The 22193-nt window shown below is 35.5% G+C and carries 23 protein-coding genes and 1 pseudogene; 19 read left to right on the top strand and 5 right to left on the bottom strand.

Going from position 1 to position 22193, the window contains the following annotated elements:
* The first annotated feature begins 18 nt into the window (after window positions 1-18).
* Window positions 19-1143: a M20/M25/M40 family metallo-hydrolase gene (locus tag AC6HVZ_RS02705; protein WP_497556614.1), complete on the top strand. Its 1125-nt coding sequence runs from the start codon at window positions 19-21 to the stop codon at window positions 1141-1143.
* Window positions 1144-1236: 93 nt separating this feature from the next.
* Window positions 1237-2487: a DNA polymerase IV gene (locus AC6HVZ_RS02700; RefSeq protein ID WP_497556613.1), complete on the top strand. Its 1251-nt coding sequence runs from the start codon at window positions 1237-1239 to the stop codon at window positions 2485-2487.
* A 38-nt stretch (window positions 2488-2525) separates the two neighbouring features.
* On the opposite strand, the gene AC6HVZ_RS02695 is transcribed toward AC6HVZ_RS02700, so the two are convergent.
* From AC6HVZ_RS02695 to AC6HVZ_RS02680, 4 genes and pseudogenes are all read right to left on the bottom strand, one after another.
* Window positions 2526-3896: an aldehyde dehydrogenase gene (locus AC6HVZ_RS02695; protein WP_497556585.1), complete on the bottom strand. Its 1371-nt coding sequence runs from the start codon at window positions 3894-3896 to the stop codon at window positions 2526-2528.
* Between the two features lie 16 nt (window positions 3897-3912).
* Complete coding sequence (gene rnz, locus AC6HVZ_RS02690) at window positions 3913-4836, bottom strand: ribonuclease Z (protein WP_497556584.1); 924 nt, start codon at window positions 4834-4836, stop codon at window positions 3913-3915.
* Window positions 4837-5009: 173 nt separating this feature from the next.
* Window positions 5010-5129: pseudogene (locus AC6HVZ_RS02685) on the bottom strand (NADPH dehydrogenase); the annotation flags it as partial.
* A 61-nt stretch (window positions 5130-5190) separates the two neighbouring features.
* Window positions 5191-5925 (bottom strand): glycerophosphodiester phosphodiesterase, encoded by a 735-nt coding sequence (locus AC6HVZ_RS02680; RefSeq protein ID WP_497556583.1) that lies wholly within the window; start codon window positions 5923-5925, stop codon window positions 5191-5193.
* 68 nt (window positions 5926-5993) lie between these two features.
* Between AC6HVZ_RS02680 and AC6HVZ_RS02675 the strand changes: the two genes are divergently transcribed.
* The 4 genes from AC6HVZ_RS02675 to AC6HVZ_RS02660 all read left to right on the top strand — a co-directional run bounded on the left by AC6HVZ_RS02675 (window position 5994) and on the right by AC6HVZ_RS02660 (window position 9874).
* Window positions 5994-7634 carry a M20/M25/M40 family metallo-hydrolase gene (locus AC6HVZ_RS02675; protein WP_497556582.1) on the top strand — a complete coding sequence of 547 codons (1641 nt, stop codon included), beginning with the start codon at window positions 5994-5996 and terminating at the stop codon, window positions 7632-7634.
* Window positions 7635-7737: 103 nt separating this feature from the next.
* The gene (locus tag AC6HVZ_RS02670) at window positions 7738-8700 is read left to right on the top strand and encodes an MBL fold metallo-hydrolase (RefSeq protein WP_497556581.1); all 963 of its coding nucleotides are present in this window, start codon (window positions 7738-7740) and stop codon (window positions 8698-8700) included.
* Window positions 8690-9484 carry an SDR family NAD(P)-dependent oxidoreductase gene (locus AC6HVZ_RS02665; RefSeq protein WP_497556580.1) on the top strand — a complete coding sequence of 265 codons (795 nt, stop codon included), beginning with the start codon at window positions 8690-8692 and terminating at the stop codon, window positions 9482-9484. Before AC6HVZ_RS02670 ends, AC6HVZ_RS02665 begins: the two co-directional genes overlap by 11 nt.
* 66 nt (window positions 9485-9550) lie before the next feature.
* Window positions 9551-9874, top strand: coding sequence for an iron-sulfur cluster biosynthesis family protein (locus AC6HVZ_RS02660; RefSeq protein WP_497556579.1), 324 nt, complete (start codon window positions 9551-9553; stop codon window positions 9872-9874).
* Window positions 9875-9915: 41 nt separating this feature from the next.
* On the opposite strand, the gene AC6HVZ_RS02655 is transcribed toward AC6HVZ_RS02660, so the two are convergent.
* The gene (locus AC6HVZ_RS02655) at window positions 9916-10839 is read right to left on the bottom strand and encodes an aldo/keto reductase (RefSeq protein WP_497556578.1); all 924 of its coding nucleotides are present in this window, start codon (window positions 10837-10839) and stop codon (window positions 9916-9918) included.
* A gap of 134 nt (window positions 10840-10973) precedes the next feature.
* Between AC6HVZ_RS02655 and AC6HVZ_RS02650 the strand changes: the two genes are divergently transcribed.
* The 13 genes from AC6HVZ_RS02650 to sigF all read left to right on the top strand — a co-directional run bounded on the left by AC6HVZ_RS02650 (window position 10974) and on the right by sigF (window position 22179).
* Window positions 10974-11516 (top strand): NUDIX hydrolase, encoded by a 543-nt coding sequence (locus AC6HVZ_RS02650; RefSeq protein WP_497556577.1) that lies wholly within the window; start codon window positions 10974-10976, stop codon window positions 11514-11516.
* Between the two features lie 4 nt (window positions 11517-11520).
* Window positions 11521-12690: an endonuclease Q family protein gene (locus AC6HVZ_RS02645; RefSeq protein WP_497556576.1), complete on the top strand. Its 1170-nt coding sequence runs from the start codon at window positions 11521-11523 to the stop codon at window positions 12688-12690.
* Window positions 12691-12787: 97 nt separating this feature from the next.
* Complete coding sequence (gene spoIIM, locus AC6HVZ_RS02640; RefSeq protein ID WP_497556575.1) at window positions 12788-13426, top strand: stage II sporulation protein M; 639 nt, start codon at window positions 12788-12790, stop codon at window positions 13424-13426.
* Between the two features lie 108 nt (window positions 13427-13534).
* Window positions 13535-13993, top strand: coding sequence for a ferric iron uptake transcriptional regulator (gene fur / locus AC6HVZ_RS02635; RefSeq protein WP_497556574.1), 459 nt, complete (start codon window positions 13535-13537; stop codon window positions 13991-13993).
* A gap of 247 nt (window positions 13994-14240) precedes the next feature.
* Window positions 14241-14447, top strand: a complete 207-nt coding sequence (locus AC6HVZ_RS02630; protein ID WP_497556573.1) for a YqzK family protein — start codon at window positions 14241-14243, stop codon at window positions 14445-14447.
* A 5-nt stretch (window positions 14448-14452) separates the two neighbouring features.
* Window positions 14453-15346, top strand: a complete 894-nt coding sequence (gene xerD / locus AC6HVZ_RS02625) for a site-specific tyrosine recombinase XerD (protein WP_497556572.1) — start codon at window positions 14453-14455, stop codon at window positions 15344-15346.
* Between the two features lie 94 nt (window positions 15347-15440).
* Complete coding sequence (deoB, locus tag AC6HVZ_RS02620) at window positions 15441-16628, top strand: phosphopentomutase (protein ID WP_497556571.1); 1188 nt, start codon at window positions 15441-15443, stop codon at window positions 16626-16628.
* Window positions 16629-16634: 6 nt separating this feature from the next.
* Window positions 16635-17456: a purine-nucleoside phosphorylase gene (locus AC6HVZ_RS02615; RefSeq protein ID WP_497556570.1), complete on the top strand. Its 822-nt coding sequence runs from the start codon at window positions 16635-16637 to the stop codon at window positions 17454-17456.
* 22 nt (window positions 17457-17478) lie between these two features.
* Window positions 17479-18783 carry a pyrimidine-nucleoside phosphorylase gene (locus AC6HVZ_RS02610; RefSeq protein ID WP_497556569.1) on the top strand — a complete coding sequence of 435 codons (1305 nt, stop codon included), beginning with the start codon at window positions 17479-17481 and terminating at the stop codon, window positions 18781-18783.
* Between the two features lie 552 nt (window positions 18784-19335).
* Complete coding sequence (locus AC6HVZ_RS02605; protein ID WP_497556568.1) at window positions 19336-20520, top strand: D-alanyl-D-alanine carboxypeptidase family protein; 1185 nt, start codon at window positions 19336-19338, stop codon at window positions 20518-20520.
* A 104-nt stretch (window positions 20521-20624) separates the two neighbouring features.
* Entirely contained in the window at window positions 20625-20978 is a 354-nt protein-coding gene (spoIIAA, locus tag AC6HVZ_RS02600; protein ID WP_497556567.1) for an anti-sigma F factor antagonist, read from the top strand.
* Window positions 20975-21415 carry an anti-sigma F factor gene (spoIIAB, locus tag AC6HVZ_RS02595; protein ID WP_497556566.1) on the top strand — a complete coding sequence of 147 codons (441 nt, stop codon included), beginning with the start codon at window positions 20975-20977 and terminating at the stop codon, window positions 21413-21415. Before spoIIAA ends, spoIIAB begins: the two co-directional genes overlap by 4 nt.
* 8 nt (window positions 21416-21423) lie before the next feature.
* The gene (gene sigF / locus AC6HVZ_RS02590) at window positions 21424-22179 is read left to right on the top strand and encodes an RNA polymerase sporulation sigma factor SigF (RefSeq protein WP_497556565.1); all 756 of its coding nucleotides are present in this window, start codon (window positions 21424-21426) and stop codon (window positions 22177-22179) included.
* The last annotated feature ends 14 nt before the right edge of the window (window positions 22180-22193 follow it).

Below are 22193 nucleotides of genomic sequence, written 5' to 3'. Positions count from 1 at the left end.
AACAGGAGGATATGAGTGATGCTAAACGTAAATCAAGATCGGTTGATAAATGAATTTTTAGAGCTAATAAGGATTGACTCAGAGACAAAGTATGAGGCTGAAATAGCCAAGGTTTTAAAGAAGAAATTTTCAGATCTCGGTCTCGATGTCTTTGAGGATGACAGTAAGGAAAAAACGGGTCATGGCGCCGGAAATTTAATTTGTACATTAAAAGGAAATAAAGATAATGTAGATCCGATCTATTTTACGTCTCATATGGACACGGTAGTTCCTGGAAAGGGAATTAAACCATCCATTGAAGATGGCTATATTATTTCAGATGGTACAACAATTTTGGGTGCAGATGATAAAGCAGGTCTTGCTGCCATGCTTGAGTCCATCCGTGTATTACAGGAGAATCAAATAAAGCATGGAAATATTCAATTTATTATTACAGTTGGAGAAGAATCTGGTTTAGTTGGTGCGAAACAACTCGATGGTTCTTTAATACATGCAAAATACGGATATGCGCTTGACAGTAATGGAGAAGTAGGAGACATCATTGTAGCAGCTCCTACTCAAGCTAAAATTTATGCTGTGATAAAAGGGAAAACTGCTCATGCTGGTGTAGCTCCGGAAAAAGGTGTTTCTGCAATCACACTTGCTGCAAAGGCAATTTCAAAAATGCCACTGGGTCGAATAGATGAAGAAACAACAGCAAATATTGGACGATTTGAGGGCGGCAAACAGACGAATATCGTTGTAGACCATGTAGAAATATTAGCAGAAGCAAGATCATTAATTGCCGAAAAAATGGAAGCACAGGTTGCTAAAATGAAAGAGGCATTTGAAAGTACTGCTCAAGAATTAGGCGGCTTTGCAGATGTATCGATCAACGTAATGTATCCCGGATTTAAGCAGCAGGCTGGTGATGAGGTTGTGGAAGTAGCACGAAATGCTGCAAAGATAATTGGTCGTGAAAGTAACCTGCTTAAAAGTGGTGGTGGAAGTGATGCTAACGTAATTGCAGGACTGGGAATCCCAACAGTAAATTTAGCTGTTGGCTATGAGGAACTTCATACAACAAATGAACGTATCCCTGTAAATGAGCTTGTTAAGGTCACAGAATTAGTCATAGCAATTATAAAAGAAACTGCAAAATAACGAAAGGATATCAAATGAGAACAGTTTTCTTAAGGGGGCTTACTCAATATGCTATACTAAGTATAGCGGATTTAAAAGGATGGATTCTGTATGATACAGCCGAAACCCAAAATGGGAAAAGTTATATTTCATATTGATATGAATTGCTTTTATGCCTCAGTGGAAATGGCCGCTAATCCTAAACTTAAGGGAAAGCCACTAGCAATTGCAGGAAATCCGGAAGAGCGAAAAGGAATCATTGTAACTAGTAGTTATGAAGCGAGAGCAAAAGGTGTCAAAACGACGATGAATGTTTGGCAGGCAAAGAAGCTTTGCCCTGAATTAATTATTTTGCGTCCCAACTTTGATCGTTATCGTATAGCTTCTAAAGAAATATTTAAAATACTTTCTGAAATAACGCCATATGTTCAACCTGTTTCAATTGATGAAGGATACATGGATGTTACTGAAATTAGCCATGTTGGAAGTCCGCTGGAAACAGCAAAAAGTTTACAGCAACAAATTTTAAAGGAACTTGATTTGCCATGCAGTATAGGAATAGCTCCTAATAAATTTTTGGCAAAAATGGCCTCTGACATGAAGAAACCTTTAGGCATTACTGTACTCAGAAAAAGAGAGATTGCCAAAACTCTATGGCCATTGCCGATTGAGGAAATGTATGGTGTCGGAGAAAAATCAGCTGCCAAATTAAAAAAGATTGAAGTAAAAACAATCGGTGATCTCGCAGCAAAGGATGTCTATCAATTAAAACAATTATTAGGAATTAATGGAGAACGTTTAAAGAATAGAGCTAATGGGGTTGACACTAGACCAGTTGATCCGGATGCTGTGTATGATTTCAAAAGTATAGGAAGCTCGCAAACCTTGCCGCATGATACAACAGATGAAGCAGAAATACGTAAACTAATGGGTCAGCTCGCAGACAATGTTGCACGCCGACTGAAGCGTAAAAATGCAGCAGGTCGACATGTACAGATTATGATTCGTTTTCACGATCGTAAAACCATTACAAGAAGTAAGAAGCTTCAATCCTATATTGCTACAAAAGAGGAAATTCTCCATGTAGCCAATGAATTATTACAAAGGCATTGGAATTTAGAATCGATACGGTTACTTGGTATTACAGTTCAGGATGTAGACGAAAAACAAAACATTGGCAGGCAGCTCGATTTGTTTACATATGAAAGTGAGGTGAGTAAGGAGAAGCTATACACCGTAATGGATACCTTGTCAGCGAAATATGGTAGGAATGTATTTAAACAATGGAAAGATAACACTAGTAAAGATGAGGAGCTACCTAGAACAAGCTTTCAGAAAGATTTTCTGGATGATTATAAACATTAAAGACTTACACTTCATTAAGGGCAGTGTAAGTCTTTTGTTTATTTCATTATTCTTTTAACGACAGATTGAGTTAATTTACCACCAGGGTAACGAAAGGGCATATCAAATTTAGTGGTTTGTTTCAAGATGCTCTTAGCGTGTGAGAATGTGTCAAAACTGTGTTTACCATGGTATGAACCCATACCACTTGCACCAACGCCACCAAAAGGTAAATGTGGATTAGCTAGATGGTAGAAGGTGTCATTAATACTTCCGCCTCCAAATGATAAGAATTGCATAATTTGCTGCTGTGTTTTATCATTTTCTCCAAAATAATAGAGTGCCAGCGGTTTTTCTCTGCTCTTTATTTTTACGACGGCGTCTTCAATATGGCTGAAGGTTAATACTGGTAGAATAGGTCCAAATATCTCCTCCTGCATAATCGGATCACTCCATGAAATCTTATCTAAAATCGTTGGCTCAATTGCTAAAAATTCAGGGTCTACAGTGCCACCATGTAATACAGTTCCCGTTAATAAAAATTGCTCAAGACGATGAAAGTGTTTTTGATTTATGATATGTGTGTACTCATCATTTTTTAGAGGGAATTTCCCATAGAACGATTTTATATATTTTTTCATCGCCTTTAATAGTTTAAATTTAACCTTTTCATGTACATATAAATAATCAGGAGCTACACAGGTTTGCCCTGCATTTGTAAACTTTCCCCAAACAATTCGTTTTGCTGCCAGATTAATATTAGCATCTTCATCGACAATAACTGGGCTTTTTCCGCCTAATTCTAATGTGACGGGTGTAAGATTTACACTGGCTTCTTTCATTATAATTTTACCAACCTCAGTACTGCCTGTAAAAAATATATAATCAAATTGTTGTTTTACTAATTCTTCGCTTACTTCTTTATCTCCTTGAATAACAGTAAAGTAGGAAGGATCAAATGTATTTCTAATCATCTCTGCCAAGATTAAGGAGGTAGCTTTTGCATATTCCGATGGCTTTAAAATGACGCAATTTCCAGCAGCTATTGCACCAATTGCGGGAGCCAGTGCCAATTGTAATGGATAATTCCAAGTAGAAATTAGTAAGCTGACACCATATGGTTCTTTCATAATATAGTTTCTTGTCCCTTTATGTGTAATCGGTGCAAGCACTTTGCTAGGTTCCATCCAAGCAGCAAGATTTTTAATGGCAAATTCTAATTCACTATAAAGAAAGCCCAATTCTGTTGTAAGTGTTTCGTGCTTAGACTTATTTAAATCTATCTTTAAAGCCTGGTAGATTTCAGTTTCATAATCCTTTAGCATTTTTTTGATTTTTCTTAGCTGTTCTTTACGAGTTTCATAATCCAATGTATTTCCATTCATAAAAAAAGTGCGTTGATCTGCGATTATTTCAGCAGGTTGTTTCATTGAAATCTCTCCTCTATTATTTTGTATTAATAGCAATTTTTAAAAAGTCATATGCCAGCTCTGTTTCAGGAAAAATTTCACGTGCTTCATTTAATAATAATTGATTATCATTCTTCTGATAACGGGAAGATATATGTGTTAATATTAATCTTCCTACATTATTTTCCTTAGCCATGGTCGCCGCTTGTGTAGTAGTGGAATGAAAATATTGTTTTGCTAAAGCCTCTTTTTCATGGTTGAAAGTTGCTTCATGAACAAGTACATCCGAATTCGCAACAAGGGTGTTATGTAAATGAGAGGCACGGGTATCACCAAGAATACTTATGATACGTCCTTTTTTGTCTTTACCAATAAAATCTTCACGATGAATGACTTGACCATCTGCTGTATTGATTACTGAATTTTCCTTGATTTGTTGATATATGGGTCCAGGCATAATTCCGATATTCATTAATTTATCCACTAAAAGTTCACCAGGTTTGTCTTTTTCAACAATCCGAAACCCAAAGCTTGGTATAACGTGATCAAGTTTACCGGCATAAACAATGAATTTTTCATTCTCCATAATTTTCCCTTCGCTTATTTCAATTATCGTTAATGGGTAGGTTAGGTGTGTACCACTAACTTTAAGACTAGTTTCTATATACTCCTTAATTCCATCAGGTCCATAAATGGTTAACAATTCATCCCCAGCCTGAAAGGATCTGCTGCTTAAGAGACCAGGCAATCCATATATATGATCGCCATGTAGATGTGTAATAAATATTTTTTTTATTTTTCTTGGTTTTATGGACGTATATAATATTTGCTGTTGTGTTGATTCACCGCAGTCAAATAACCATATACTATTTAGTTCTTGTAATACAGTCAAGGCGATCGCTGATACATTTCTTTCTTTTGAGGGGACACCTGAACCAGTACCAAGAAAAATTAATTCCATAATATAGCACTCCTGTCATCATTATTATATAGGTTACTTCAAAATTTGTGAGCTTTGACTAACTAAACAATCAGATCCGTCACGTCCAGTTCCAGTGCTAAAGCCCTGCGAGACATTTGTTCCTTGCGAATTCTAAACCAATATTTACTCGCAACGCTCACTTTACGTTTTTGTTATTTCCAGCCACGTTTATATTGAGCGGGTGTATCTATAGTATATCCTATTTCGTCAGCTGCCGTTTTTGCCCAGTAAGGATTTCTTAATAAAGCACTACCAATGAATCTAAGATCCGCTCATGTATTTGGTGAGAATAATTTTGCCACCTGAGACCCTCCTTCGGTTATTTCTGTAAATTTATCGATTGAATATTTTACGATAGTACAGTGCTTTTTCTGGGATATCTGTGAAAATACCATCACAATCATATTTAAAGCATTTCAACATATATATAGATTTATTTACTGTGTAAACACGAATAGCCATATTAGTCTGTTGACCTTGACTTATAAGCAGTTCATTTAATAGCCGATACTTAATATGAATGGCATTTGCACCGAGTTCATGTGCAAATGAGACCAGATTTTTATTTCGTTTTGAGGTTAAAAATGCGACTTCAATCATTTTATTATAGCTTTTCAGTCGTTTCACACTGTTTGGATTGAACGTTGATAATGTGGTACGATTTAATAGTTGATAGTGTTCAATTAATTCATAAACAATTGACTCCAGGTTCTTATAATCTATTTTATTATTTTTAAGCTCAATGTTTAAATATAACGCCTTATCTTGAGCCCATTTTAAAAATTTATCTAAAGAGATTATTTTTGTACCGGAGAACTTATCGGAAAACCAGGATCCCGCATCGAACCCTTGAAGTTGTTCAAACGTATAGTCTTTTATGTATCCGGTACCATTTGTCGTTCGTTTTATATGCTCATCATGAATTAATACTGGAATATTATCTTTTGTTAGTTGTACATCCGTTTCAATACCATCTGCTTTCTGGTGATAAGCAAGTTCAAATGCTGGTAATGTATTTTCAGGTGCGTGTTTACTAGCTCCACGATGAGCGATTATTTTTGTTTTCAATCCATTCACCTCTTATATGATTGTGTTTTATTTTTTGGTAAAAGTCAATTTGGACAGGAGGAATAACAATGAAAAGCTGGCAAACGAAAGAGCAATTAACAGATTTATTGTACTCACTTGTTAATCATCAAAGCATTACAGGTTCTAATGCTGAAATTGAGCTTGCTGAGTATCTGTATCATTTATTAGCACAAAAGGAATATTTTCAAACCAATCATTCTTATTTAAATTTACATTCGCTCGATGATGGAAGACGTCTTTTAACCGCATTGGTCAAGGGAAAAGGTACCCGTAATGAAACAGTAATTTTATTAAGCCATTTTGATGTCGTTGGTACGGAGGACTATGGTTCTATTCAGAATCTTGCTTTTCATCCGAAAGAATTAACAAAGGAAATGCATCGTATCAAAGATGAATTGCCAAAAGCAGTTCGGGATGATTTAGAGAGCGGTGATTGGCTGTTTGGACGTGGGACAATGGATATGAAAGCTGGCCTTGCAATTCATTTATCCATGCTTGAAAAAGCAATCGAAGGGGAGTTTGATGGAAACATTTTATTGTTATCAGTACCGGATGAAGAGGTAAATTCAAAAGGGATGTTAACAGCTTTGCCTGTATTAAATAACTTAAAAATAGAAGAAAACCTAATTTATATCGCTTGTACGAATGGAGAGCCGATGTTTAGTAAATATCCTGGTGACAATAATTATTATGTATATACCGGGTCAATCGGCAAAGTATTACCCGGTTTTTATTGTTATGGCAAAGAATCACATGTAGGTGAACCTTTCGCTGGATTAAATCCAAATTTAATGGTTAGCTTTCTATCTCGTCAGCTTGAATTAAATGAGTCATTTATTGAAAAAATTGATGATGAGGTAACACCACCACCTGTGAGTCTTATGCAACGTGATCTGAAAGAAAAATATTCTGTACAAACACCAAGTGCAGCTATTGCTATGTATAATGTTTTGTATTTAAAACAATCTTTTCAGGAGATTAATCAAAAATTACTTGCAGGTGCACAAATTGCAGCGCAAGAAATTGATGCATATATTCAAGAGAAAGCTGCTTCGTATGCTGACGTTTCCAATGACTTCTCGATGATTAATTCAAAGGTAAATATTTTCATGTATGAAGAACTATATGCAGAAGCAGTTAAACGACATGGTGAGGAGGAAATTATTCGTCGGCAAAATTTATTAGTAAGTCAACGTGATCAAGGGGATCGGGACTTTTCTTCCCTACTAGTGCAGGATTTAGCATCAATTTGTAAAGAATTATCACCAATGATCATATTATTTTATAGCCCACCGTTTTATCCGGCTGTTTCCTCACATGCTGATCTAACTATTAAAAAGGTAATGGATAATGTAAAAGAATATACAAGAAGAAATTTTGACATTCATTTAACGGTTTCGGAGTTTTTTACAGGGTTATCTGATTTAAGCTATGTTGGTCCCGTATCTTCAACTAGCAAATTAAAGCAATTAACAATAAATATGCCACTGCAAAATAACGGATTTGTATTTCCGGATGATATTATGGATCAATTAACCATGCCTGTCTTGAATATTGGTCCACTTGGAAAAGACCCGCATCAATGGACAGAAAGATTAGAGTTAACCTATAGCTTTGATTATTTACCTGCAATTATTACAGAAGCTATCCATCAGTTATTGGGAAGAAAAAAAGAGAGAGAATCGTAGTTTTCCCCCATTATAATAGCCTTCTTTAGGTGACTTTTAGAAATAAAAGGTGTAAGATTATACAAGAACTGAATGATTATTCATTTTTTGGGGGATTTAATTTATGAAAGTATTAGATACGACAGTCAGTCAAATGACATTACCAACACCGTTTGCAGTAGGGGATACGCATGTATATTTAATTAAAGGTGATATGCTTTCATTAGTTGATGCAGGCGTGAAAACAAAGGATGCATGGGAAGCATTACAAGTGCAATTAAAGGAACTGGGTTACTATCCCAATGATATTGAACAAATCATTCTAACCCATCATCATCCAGATCATACAGGACTGATAGAGCAATTTCCTCGGGCACATAGCTTAGTTGCACATAAAAATGTTGATTTGTGGTTAACAAGAAATGAAGCTTTCTTTTTGCACTATGAGAACTTTTTTAAGGAATACTTTATAGCTTGCGGAATACCAGAACGGTTTCATACGGTATTGGAAAAATTACGAGCACCCTTGCGTTTTTCAGGTGAGGGTAAATTAACAGCAATGATTGATGAAGGTGATTTATTACCGGGACACGAGGATTGGCAAGTAATTGAAACGAAAGGTCATGCACAAAGTCATGTATCCTTCCTGCGTCAAACCGATGGCGCTTTTATAGGTGGAGATCATTTATTGCAACATATCTCGCCAAATCCAATAATTGAAGCTCCACGTGATGCTACTACATCACGTGCTAAACCGATGCTGCAATATCGAGCAAATTTAAAGAAATGTTTAACCTTAGGGATTACTTCAGTCTTCCCAGGACATGGTGAAGTTTTTTTCGATGTAGAAGAATTAATTCCGTATCGATTAAAGAAACAGGAACAACGTGCAAATAAAGTTTACCAATTATTAAAAGAACAAGCACAAACACCATATCAGCTTTGTAAGCAAATCTTTCCTAAACAATATGAAAAACAAATCGATTTAACCATGTCTGAAACTATTGGTCAACTGGATTATCTCGAAGATGAAGAACTAATCGTAAAAACAGTTGAGAATGGTGTTTTAATGTATCATGCACGCTAGATTAAAGAATAAAATTATCGTTGTTACTGGTGCCTCAAGCGGTATTGGAGAAAGAGTAGCTTGGCATATTGCCAAAGGTGGCGGTGTGCCTATTATGCTTGCTCGCTCTATGGACAAATTAGTAGAACAGCAGGAGCTAATGAACAAAGAACTGGATGCAAAGAGTTATGCATATCAAATTGATCTGCAAAATACAACAGAGCTGGATCGTGTAATAAAAAAAATAGTACGGAAGCATGAAAAGATTGATGGTTTGATAAATAATGCCGGAGCTGGAAAATTCGCTTACGTAAAAGATATGGATTTGATAGACGTAGAACGAATGTTTCAGTTAAATGTACTTGCTTTAATTCGAACTACGAAGCTGATGCTGCTTCATTTTTTAGATCAACAGGAAGGTCATATTATAAATATTGCTTCACAATCTGGTAAAATATCAACCCCAAAATCTGCTGCTTATGCATCAACAAAACATGCGGTGATTGGCTTTTCTAATGCATTAAGACTTGAGATGAAAACAGAAAAAATACATGTTACTACAGTTAATTTAGGTCCAGTTCGAACTAACTTCTTTAAGGAAGCAGATCCTAGTGGGAATTATCAAAAAAATGTTGAACGATATATGTTGGATCCGGACAAGGTTGCGGCTAAAATAGTTCAACATTTATTTACGAATAAACGGGAAATTAATCTCCCATACTGGATGGAATTAGGGAGCAAGCTCTATCATCTTTTTCCACGATTAATGGAGGACATGTTAATGAAACAGTTTAATAAAAAATAACAAAAGGAAAAATATTTTTAGAATTTATCCATTTCCTGTTATGCTAATGGTAGAGGAGGGTTGCTAATGCAATTAACAATTACCCCTAAAGCTAAAGAACTATTGGATGGACTAAATACAGATAATAATCGTTACTTAGTATTATGGTACGATATAGAAGGTTGCGGATGTGGTGTGAATGGCATACCAACGATCCGATTTACTAACCAGAAAGAATCATTGGATATAGAACTCGAAAATGATGGATATCCCATTCTGATTCATGAACAGCAGGCTATATTTTTTGCTGAAGCTATGAAGCTGGATGTTGTAGGTGAAATGTTCCGACTTTCCAGTCCAGAGGGGATTTTAAATCCATTTATTCCAGCACAAAGTGTATGTGAAGTATAAATAGTAAAGGAAGGGATGACAGCCACTGTCATCCCTTCTCTTTAAATACGGTAATTTTTATATGTTATTGAGCTGGATGCTTCTTGAAGCTTTAAATACATTTCATCTGTTAACCCTTTTGCAGGGTCAAAGCTGGTATTTTCCTTTAGTTGATCAATCGAGCTTGCTCCAAATACAGCACTTGCAACTGCGGGATGCTTGAGTACATATTTTAATGCAATTTCATTTAATGCTTGTCCATCTCCGATATTTTCTGAGAGACTCTGATATACTTTCTTAAGTTCTTCATAGGAATAATCCAAAAATCCATTCTTTCCTTTTGCTTCTATCTGTCTTTCAGCGTTATTGCTTAACATTCCTTTTGCCAAGGGACCACGGGCAAGCACACTTATATTGTTAGCATGCAGTAAGTCCAGAATATCTTCCTCTGGTCTTCGGTCAAGTATATTATACTGCATCATGACAGCATCAATTGTGGAATGTTTGACATACTCACGGATTACATTCGGACGAATTGAGGATATACCATAAGCACGGATAAGCCCCTCTGTTTTTAATTCCTCAAATGCTTCGATTGACTCACTGATTGGATCATCGATTGTTCCGCCATGCAGCATATAAAAATCGATATAATCGGTACCTAATCGTAGGCAGCTATCTTTCGCACCTTCTTTTATATGTTTTTTAGAAGGATCCCAGAACCATTCTTTCCTACTTTTATTAAAATGATTTCCCACCTTAGTGGTTAAAATAATCTTGTCGCGTTTATTTTTCAATACGTTACCAATAATTTTCTCATTTTCGCCAAAATCATATAAATCTGCAGTATCGAGATGATTGATCCCGCTGTCTAAGGCGTAATCAATAATTTTCGATGCCTTTCGCACATCAGTACCGAGCGACATACAGCCGAGTGTAAGCAGAGAAGTATAAATATCAGATTTACCTAACTGTCGTTTTTCCATTTAGGTAGCCTCCCTTTCTTTTCCATATTACTATTGTAGGGATAACCAATCAAAGATTACAACTATTTCACAGTGATTGCATGAATATTTATGGTAAAATGGAGGGAGTATTATAAGGCTAAGGGTGATTATTGATGAAAAAATTTGAGGAAAAAACGATTAAAAGTGAAAATATCTATAATGGAAAAGTGATTCAATTACGGGTTGATGAGGTGGCTTTACCAAATGGCAAAACATCTACACGTGAATTAATCAAGCATCCTGGTGCAGTAGCTATAATTCCAATTACGAAAGATAATAAAATTGTATTTGTAGAACAATTTCGAAAACCCCTTGAAAAATCATTAATTGAAATACCAGCAGGAAAATTAGAAAAAGGGGAAGAACCAGAGGTGACTGCAATTCGCGAGTTAGAGGAAGAAACAGGGTATACGACGAGTGCGCTATCTTTTGTCAGTTCTTTTTACACCTCTCCTGGTTTTGCTGATGAACTGATGTATATTTATATAACAGATCAGTTGGAAAAGATGGAAAATCCAGTAGCTGGTGATGATGATGAATTTGTTGAAATCATGGAATTGACATTGGATGAAGCCAAGCAGTATGTGGAACAAAAGCGCATCCATGATGCAAAAACAAATTATGCGATTCTTTATTTACATGCATTGGGGATGTGATAAAATGTTAAATTCTTATTTTGCGGATATACATATTCATATTGGTAGGGATATATATGATAAACCCGTTAAAATAACAGGGGCAAAAACGTTGACACTAACGAATATTTTAAAGGAATCAAGTCGAAATAAAGGAATAGACCTAATTGGGGTTATCGATAGCCATGCACCAGCTGTTCAACAGGAGATTGAACAGCTCATAAAGGCAAATAAAGCTTATGAGCTATCTGAAGGTGGAATTCGCTTTGAGGAAGTTACGTTATTATTAGGTTCGGAAATAGAAGTTTATGATAATTATTGTCAGGGTCCAATTCATGTTTTATGTTATTTTCCAACCTTGGAAAAAATAAAACGATTTTCCGAATGGTTAACTACAAAAATGAAAAATATTACACTTAGTTCTCAAAGGTATTATGGAACAGCTAAAGAATTACAATATAAAGTAAAAGAGTTGGAAGGTATTTTCATTCCTGCCCATGTATTTACCCCATTTAAAAGCTTATACGGAAAGGGAGTAATTAAATCTTTAGAAGAAGTCCTTGATTCGGATTTAATAGATGCAATTGAACTTGGACTAAGTTCAGATACAAAGATGGCTGACCAAATAAAAGAATTACATAACTATACATTTGTTTCGAATTCGGATGCGCATTCCTTGGCTAAAATTGCACGGGAATATCAGGAAATAATTATGGAAACTCCTTCATTTAAGGAATTTTACTGGGCCTTACATCAAGTGAACGGTAGAGGTATTAAACGAAACTTTGGGATGAATCCACAGCTAGGCAAATATCATACCACAGTTTGTAATAATTGTATGACTGTCCTTGACCCAAGTGTAACGAAGTGTCCTGCATGTGATTCTATTAAAATTATTAAAGGGGTATCTGATCGAATCCAGGAATTGAAAGACGTAGTGGTGGTAAAGAGGGAAAGACCACCTTACTTATATCAGGTTCCTTTAGAATACCTACCCACATTAGGAAAGAAAACCTTTCAGAAATTACTTGATCATTTTGGAACAGAAATGAATGTAATCCATCATGCAACATTGGAGCAATTAAAAGAGGTACTTCCTGTGAAACTAGCAACTTATATAATGGAAATGCGAGAAGGACAATTAAAAATAAAAGCTGGTGGGGGAGGCAAATATGGAAGCATAACTCCTTCCTGAATTATTATTAAAAAACAAATGATAGTGAATTTGGTATTTTTACTCGGAATTCTTCATAGTTTTTAACATTGAAAGATATTTTGAATGGAGGATTCCGATGTACAAGAATAAAACGTTAATAATGAATCACATAAAAGACCATGCAACGATTTATCTTTTTATGGTAATTTTATTTTTAACAGGGATTATATTTGGAGCAATTATCGTTAATAGTATGAATTCCGTACAAAAATGGGAATTGTTTTTTTATCTGGAAAGATTCTTTGGTCAGATTTCAGATGGTCAGCACTATGAAAATATAGAGATATTGAAAAATAGTTTTTTTTACCATGCTAAATATTTATTATTATTATTTATTTTAGGAATATCTGTTATTGGTTTGCCAATAGTTTGGATATTATTATTTATTAAGGGGTTAGTAGTAGGCTTTTCAGTTGGCTTTATGGTTAGTCAACTTGGTTTAGACGGTCTCTTACTCGCTGCTTTGTCAATTGCTCCACAGAATATTTTAATTATTCCAGTATATATAATTGCCGGAAGTTTGTCGATGATATTCTCACTAACTTTATTGAGTAAAGTGTTCAGCCGCAAAATTTCTCAGCCGGTTTTTGAACCTTTTGGAAAATATATAACCATATTTGCTTTATTATTGGTGACTTCTTTTGCTGCGGCATTGCTGGAAACATTTGTTGCCAACGAGGCAATGGAGTCATTAATTAAATCATTTTACCAATAATGAAACTTATATTATAATTATTCTAGATATAATTTAATACTATAATACTTTGACACACTTTTCATTGGTGCATATAATAAAGATGGGATATGAGGGAGGGGACTTGCCATGGAACATCGAATTGATCGGATAAAAAAACAGCTCCATGCACAAAGCTATAAGCTTACTCCACAAAGAGAAGCTACTGTTAGAGTACTTCTGGAGCGGGAAGAGGATCATTTAAGTGCGGAAAATGTCTTCTTGCTTGTAAAAGAAAAGGCGCCTGAAATTGGATTGGCTACTGTATATCGTACATTGGAATTATTGTCAGAATTAAAAATTGTCGATAAGATAAATTTCGGTGATGGTGTGTCTCGTTATGATCTTCGTAAAGAGGGTGCTGAGCATTTTCATCATCACCTCGTTTGTATTGAATGTGGTTCTGTTGAAGAAATTGTGGATGATTTATTAGAAGATGTTGAAAAAATTGTCCAAGATGACTGGGGATTTAAAGTAAAAGATCATCGTCTGACATTTCACGGAATATGTAAGCAATGTCAGAAGGCAGCGGTGAAAACATCAACATAATATTTCCTGATTTGCCTTTTTTCCATGGGAAGAAAGGCTTTTAGTTTTCTCATAATTTCATATGCAGGTTACAGGAATTTTTTTAATTTACAAATCAACAGAAAAAAGGTACATTTGTGGTGTAATGCTTTTTAATTGGATAAAAAGGCGTTTAAATCCTGCTTCTTAATATTGTATGTATAATGTTATTCTTTTTTGGCATATCTTCTAATAGGATTAGTTTTTCCAAGAAGAGAGGTTATGCTGTATGAAGCGAATAATATGGGATACAATAAAGGTTTTTATTATATTCGTGGCATGTACATTTTTATTTTATTTTGGTTTGCGCACGATGCACTCTGAATATGAGCAATACCATCGCTACGATCCACCAGAAGGACCAGCAGTAAAAGTATTTAATACAGAGCAAAGTTTTTTTGAACGATTGAATTTATTTTTTCGTTTAGGGGAGTAACGGGGATGCTTACATATGCAATGGATGATTTTTTTCATTATTTACAAATTGAGAGAGGTTTATCAGATAATACATTAAAATCATACAAGCGTGACTTAACAGGATATATTAATTATATTGAAAAAGTAATTCAAAAAACGGATTGGAACAATATTATTAGAAATGATATTATTGGCTTTTTGTACATGTTAAAGGATAATGGTAAATCTCCAGCTACGATTTCACGTCACATCTCATCCATCCGTGCATTCCATCAATTCTTAATACGTGATCAAATTGTAAGCAAGGACGTAAGCCTACATATTGAAACACCAAAGAAAGAAAGAAAGCTTCCGGATGTACTATCTATACAGGAAGTAGAAACATTACTAAGTATTAATGGAAATACAACTTTAAGAATCCGAAATAAAGCGATGCTTGAGTTGCTTTATGCAACTGGGTTACGTGTCAGTGAAATGATTTCATTGAAAGTGAGTGATCTTCATTTAACGATGGGGTTTGTTCAATGTCTTGGAAAAGGATCAAAAGAGAGAATTGTTCCACTCGGAAATGTTGCAATCCAAGCAGTAGATGAATATTTGAAGAATGCTAGAGGAAAATTAGTAAAACCGAATAACGAAACAAATAAATTGTTTGTTAATCAGCACGGAAGAGCCTTATCAAGACAGGGATTCTGGAAAATTCTAAAAGCTGCTGCGAAAGAGTCGGGAATAAAAAAGACAGTTACTCCACACACATTACGCCATTCCTTCGCTACACATTTGTTGGAAAATGGGGCGGATTTACGTGTGTTGCAGGAGATGCTAGGTCATGTAGATATATCTACCACACAAGTTTATACACATGTAACAAAAACTAGATTAAAAGATATTTATAAATCATATCATCCTAGAGCTTAATTATTTACTTTTAGTTGTCTGACATCCTACAACATAAAAGTAAAAACATATAAATGAGGAAGATTGGGAATATAATTACGAGGAGGTAGTAAACATGAAAAATTTTAAACGTATATTTTTAATCGTAATGGATTCAGTTGGTATCGGCGAAGCACCAGATGCTGATAAATTCAATGATAAGGGTGCTGATACACTGGGACATATTGCTGAGCATATGCATGGGCTTCATATGCCTAACATGGCAATGCTTGGATTAAGTAATATTAGAGAAATTAAAGGGATTCAAAAAGCAACAACTCCAAAAGCACATTACACTAAAATGCAGGAAGCTTCTAACGGTAAAGATACGATGACCGGACACTGGGAAATTATGGGACTACATATCCAACAGCCCTTCAGAACTTTTCCTGATGGTTTTCCAGCAGAATTAATAAATGAATTGGAGTTAAGATCAGGTCGGAAAATCATTGGAAATAAACCAGCATCAGGTACAGAGATACTGAAAGAACTTGGTAAGGAGCATATGGAAACAGGGGCATTAATCGTATATACATCAGCAGATTCAGTGTTGCAAATCGCAGCACATGAAGAGATTATTCCAATAGAAGAACAGTATCGTATTTGTGAAATTGCTCGAGAATTAACTTTGGATGAAAAATATATGGTCGGTCGCATAATTGCTCGTCCATTTATCGGAACACCGGGTTCATTTCAAAGGACTTCCAACCGGCATGACTATGCGCTTAAACCATTTGGTCGGACAGTAATGAATGAACTAAAGGATGCAAACTATGATGTTATTGCGCTTGGCAAAATTTCTGATATTTATGATGGGGAAGGAGTCACAGAGGCTATCCGTACCATTGATAATGAGGATGGTATGACAAAATTGGTTGAATCAATGGATAAAGACTTTAATGGGGTAAGCTTCCTAAATTTAGTTGACTTTGATGCAAAATACGGTCATCGCCGAGATCCTGAAGGGTATGGGAAAGCTCTGGAGGCGTTTGATGCAAGACTTCCTGAAGTAATTAACAAGCTAAAAGAAGATGACCTTTTGATTCTTACAGCAGATCATGGGAATGACCCTGTTCATCATGGAACTGATCACACACGCGAGCTTGTTCCATTACTAGTCTTTCACTTGGGTATAACAACTGGTAATCAACTTCCACTAAGAGAATCATTTGCCGATATTGGAGCAACTATTTCTGAGAACTTCAATGTAAGAATGCCGGAATTCGGAAAAAGCTTTTTTGTAGATATAAATTGGAAGGGATGAAGTGAAGTGGATCAATCAACAATAAATGAGACAAGTTCATATATTCAAGATAAATTATCAATTAACCCGTCAATTGGACTTATTCTTGGATCTGGTTTAGGAGTATTAGCTGAAGAAATTAAGAATTCTGTAGCAATACCTTATAAAGATATTCCACATTTTCCTGAATCAACTGTAGCAGGTCATAAAGGGCAAATAGTTGCAGGTACATTAGAAGGGAAACAGGTTATTGCGATGCAGGGACGTTTTCATTATTATGAAGGTTATTCGATGCAAGAGGTAACTTTTCCTGTACGTGTTATGAAACAGTTGGGGATAGAAGGAATAATTGTTACAAATGCTGCAGGCGGGATCAATACAAGCTTCAGCCCTGGTGATTTAATGGTAATTACTGATCATATAAACAATATGAGCGACAATCCATTACTTGGAAAAAATAATGACAAATTAGGTGTACGGTTTCCAGATATGTCCCAATGTTATGATAAACAATACATTCAACATGCAGATGATTGTGCAAGAGAGCTGGGACTAACCATTAAAAAGGGAGTTTATGTAGGAAACACCGGTCCAACCTATGAAACACCAGCAGAAATTAAAATGTTAAGAATCCTAGGTGGGGATGCTGTAGGTATGTCTACAGTGCCCGAGGTAACTGTTGCTGCGCATGCAGGTGTTCGCATCTTAGGAATTTCATGTATTTCAAATATGGCAGCTGGTATATTGGATCAACCGTTAACACATACAGAGGTCATAGAAACAACTGAAAAGGTGAAAGAAGATTTTTTACGATTTGTAAAGAAGATTATTCATTCATTACCACAATAATTATAAAAAAGGTGATCAAAAAATGCGAATGTATGACATTATCGAAAAAAAACGGGATGGACAAGAATTATCAAAGGAAGAAATTAATTTTTTTATCGCTGAATATACAAATGGAGAAATACCGGATTATCAAGTAAGTGCATTATTAATGGCGATCTATTTTCAGGATATGACAGAAGAAGAACGGGCAAATTTAACCGCAGCAATGGTAAATTCTGGTGATCAAATTGACCTTTCTCCTATTACAGGAATAAAAGTAGATAAACACTCCACTGGCGGAGTTGGTGATACAACGACATTAGTATTAGCTCCTTTAGTTGCATCTATTGGGGTACCTGTTGCAAAAATGAGTGGAAGAGGACTCGGACATACCGGTGGTACGATTGATAAATTAGAAGCTGTTTCCGGTTTTCATGTTGAAATATCAAATGAAGAATTTATTAAGCTTGTAAATAAAAATAAAGTTGCTGTGGTCGGCCAATCAGGTAATTTAACCCCCGCAGATAAAAAACTGTATAGTTTAAGAGATGTCACAGCAACAGTAAATTCTATTCCCTTGATTGCAAGTTCCATTATGAGTAAAAAAATAGCTTCAGGTGCTGATGCGATCGTACTTGATGTTAAAACTGGTGCTGGTGCTTTTATGAAGGACCTAGAGGATGCAAAAGATCTTGCTAATGCAATGGTATCTATTGGAAAACGAGTAGGTAGAAATACGATGGCGGTTATTTCCGATATGAGTCAGCCACTTGGCAATGCGATTGGCAATGCTTTAGAAATCAAGGAGGCAATTGATACACTTAAAGGCAATGGTCCGGATGATCTAACAGAGCTTTCTCTTACTTTAGGCAGTCAAATGGTTGTATTGGCTAATAAAGCAAATAGTATTGAAGAAGCAAGAGAAAAATTAAAAGAAAATATTTCAAATGGCAAGGCTTTTGAACATTTCAGGATCTTCCTTGAATCTCAGGGTGGGGATGCTCGTATTGCGGACAATCCTGAATTACTTCCTCAAGCTGCCTATACAATAGAACTACCAGCAAAAGTATCTGGTACAGTCGAAAAGATAGTTGCTAACGATATAGGTACTGCTGCAATGCTGCTAGGTGCGGGCAGAGCAACAAAAGAATCTGAAATTGATCTTGCTGTAGGTATTGTACTACATAAAAAGGTTGGAGATACCGTTAAAGAAGGCGAGTCGTTGTTGACAATCCACGCAAATCAGAATTCAGTTGAAGATGTAAAAGAAAAATTGTATGCAAGTATAGATATATCAAAAAATGAGGTAAGTGCACCAACTTTGATATATGGTACAGTTACGAAATAACTATTATAACACACTTTAGCCGGTGTGTTTTTTTATTTCATACACCAGGAAACTATAAAATTTGTAGCCTGTGTATAACTTAATATCAGAATCAGCCTCGTCCAGCTCCAGCGCCCATCACCTATTGCCCTTCCGGAAATTTCCTTTCGATAAAGAAGACTTGCCGATTGGGAACCAGAGACATAGTCGCACTTATACCCTTGTGGTGAAAGTCAACATCGAAACTCTATACTCATCGTGTTTCCTTTTAGATGAACTTGATTTTTGCTTAAAAAGCTGAATCTCATACGGTTCAGTTCAGGACATACGGTGATAAACGGGTGCCCCCGCGTTTTTGTCCTGGTTCTTTTGGGTAATTTTATTGCTATATAACTGTTCACCACTTCTTACGTCGCTTTTTATACCAAAAATAACTAATGGTTTCGATGGGGCGAGCAGTGTGCAGTCCAATCTTACAAAAAACAGTAATTTTAATAATTAAAGCATTTCTTCCGTATAAAAAATACCAAATCTGGTAACCCTAGAATTATATTGATTGTTGGAGGTAAAACTATGAAAAAGTATGTTTTAATGATTAGCATCATAATTTCTATGCTTTTTATTTCTGTTATACCAGTATTTGGTGAAGAAAAAAGCACGGATAATTCAGAAGGAACTTTAAACCTTGCACCAAATGCCAAATCAGCTATTTTAATTGAACGTGATACAGGAAAATTACTGTTTGATAAAAATGCGAATGAAAAACTACCACCTGCCAGCATGACGAAGGTTATGACACTTCTGCTCATCATGGAGGCATTGGATCAAGGGAATTTAAAATATGATGAAATAATACGTATAAGTGAACGTGCTGCTTCCATGGGGGGTTCACAGGTATTTCTGGAGGCCGGTGAAGAAATGTCCGTGAAAGATTTATTAAAGGGAGTTGCAATTGCTTCAGGAAATGATGCAAGTGTAGCATTGGCAGAACGAATAGCAGGAAGTGAAGATGCTTTTGTAAATAAAATGAACGAAAAAGCAAAAGCGTTAAATTTAAAAAACACGAAATTCCAAAATACAACAGGTTTACCCGCTGAGGATCATTACAGTACTGCCTATGATATGGCAATAATCGCAAAAGAATTATTAAAATACGAAACAATAACTGAATATACATCCATTTATGAAGATTATCTGAGAAAAGGGAAAAAGAATGAATTTTGGTTAGTAAATACAAATAAATTGGTTAAATTTTATCCTGGGGTGGATGGTTTAAAAACGGGTTTTACAAATGAAGCTAAATATTGTTTAACTGCTACTGCAAAAAAGAACGATATGCGTGTAATTGCAGTTGTGATGGGAGCAGAAACGCCGAAGGAACGAAATGCCACTGTGTCACAAATGCTAGATTACGCATTTAACCAGTTTGATACAAAGAAACTATTTGAAAAAGATCAAATAATAACTAATTTACAACTACTAAAAGCTGAAATAAAAAATATCGATATTGTAGCATCGCAATCAATTAGTGTAATTCATGGAAAAGGGGAGGCTACTGAAAATATAAATACAGAGGTTCACCTGAATAAAGATATTGATCTTCCATTAAAAAGAGGGGAACAGGTTGGAAAATTAATTGTAAAAAATGGGGAAGACATTTTATCTGAGACCCCTTTAACAGTTGAACAGGATATTGAAAAAGCTACTTATTTTACATTATTTAAAAGATCCTTGCAGAAATTAGCGAAATCCAGATAATTTTTTCTAATTTAGATGGATTTCTTCTTCTTTTGTCATATAGCAGGAATTAACCCCCTTCGTAGAGAAAGAGAACTTACAGAGTAAAATGAGGAGGTAAGGAAATGGGACTAAATTCAATGTTTGATATTAAAGAAGATGTATTGATTGTAAGGTTGTCAGGAGAACTGGATCATCATGAGGCAGAGACACTTCGAAGTGAATGGAAGGAACTTATCTATACAAATTCAGTAAAGCATGTGATTTTAAACCTGGAATTTGTTACTTTCATGGATAGCTCAGGTCTAGGAGTAATACTAGGCAGATACAAAGAAGTGTTGCAACTTGGTGGAGAGATGGTTGTATGTTCTATCTCCCCACCAATTAAACGTTTATTTGAGATGTCAGGGTTGTTTAAAATTGTACGCTTGGAGGAGAACGAGGAATTTGCGTTAGAATCATTGGGGGTGGCTTCATGAGGAACGAAATGTTTGTAGAATTTTCAAGTGTCAGTGAAAATGAAGCTTTTGCAAGAGTAACCGTTGGAGCATTTATTACACAGTTAGATCCAACGATGGATGAATTAACTGAAATTAAAACGGTAGTTTCGGAAGCAGTAACAAATTGCATTATCCATGGATACAATAACGAGGCTCATCATAAAATCTCCATATACTGTGTAATACATGATGGGGAAATTGAATTAACCATTAAAGATAATGGGATTGGTATTAGTGACATTGATGAGGCTCTGCAGCCGTTGTACACATCCAAACCGGAATTGGAAAGATCGGGTATGGGGTTTACCATTATTGAAAATTTTATGGATTCAGTGGAAGTCATATCTACCCTTGGTAAAGGAACGACCGTTACCATGACAAAGCAACTGATGAAAAGTAAAACGGTTAGTAATTAGGGATGCCCATGAATGTACATGTTAAACATAATAAACGCAAAGATTCATTAACGGATGAACAGGTGAAAGATTTTATTTTAAGGAGTCAGCGTGGAGATAAAGAGGCTAGAGATATATTAGTTGAAAAAAACATTCGTCTTGTGTGGTCTGTTGTACAACGCTTTATTAATAGGGGATACGATCCAGATGATTTATTTCAAATTGGAAGTATCGGTTTAATAAAATCGATTGATAAATTTGATCTTTCCTATGATGTACGTTTTTCAACGTATGCTGTTCCGATGATAATCGGTGAGATTCAACGTTTTATAAGGGATGATGGAAGTGTGAAAGTCAGTCGTTCTTTGAAAGAAGTGGGGAATAAAATCCGGAAAAAGAAAGATGAATTAACGAAACAGCTTGGTAGATCTCCAACGGTAAATGAAATCGCAGAGCAATTGGGAATTTCTCCTGAAGAAGTTGTTCATGCACAGGAAGCAGCAAAATCACCACATTCTATTCATGAAACAGTTTTCGAAAATGATGGTGATCCGATTACGTTACTTGATCAGATAGCAGACCAGGATACGAAGTGGTTTGATAAACTTACCCTGCAAGAGGCAATCAGAAGATTAAATGAACGGGAACGATTAATCGTCTATTTACGCTACTATAAAGACCAAACTCAGTCAGAGGTTGCTGAAAGATTGGGTATATCTCAGGTTCAAGTGTCTAGGCTGGAGAAAAAAATTTTACAAGATATGAAGATTAATATGGATCCATAACGACTAGAAAACGG

The organism is Oceanobacillus sp. NCCP-135, assembly GCF_059698015.1.
This window is presented reverse-complemented; position numbering and strand designations above follow the sequence as displayed.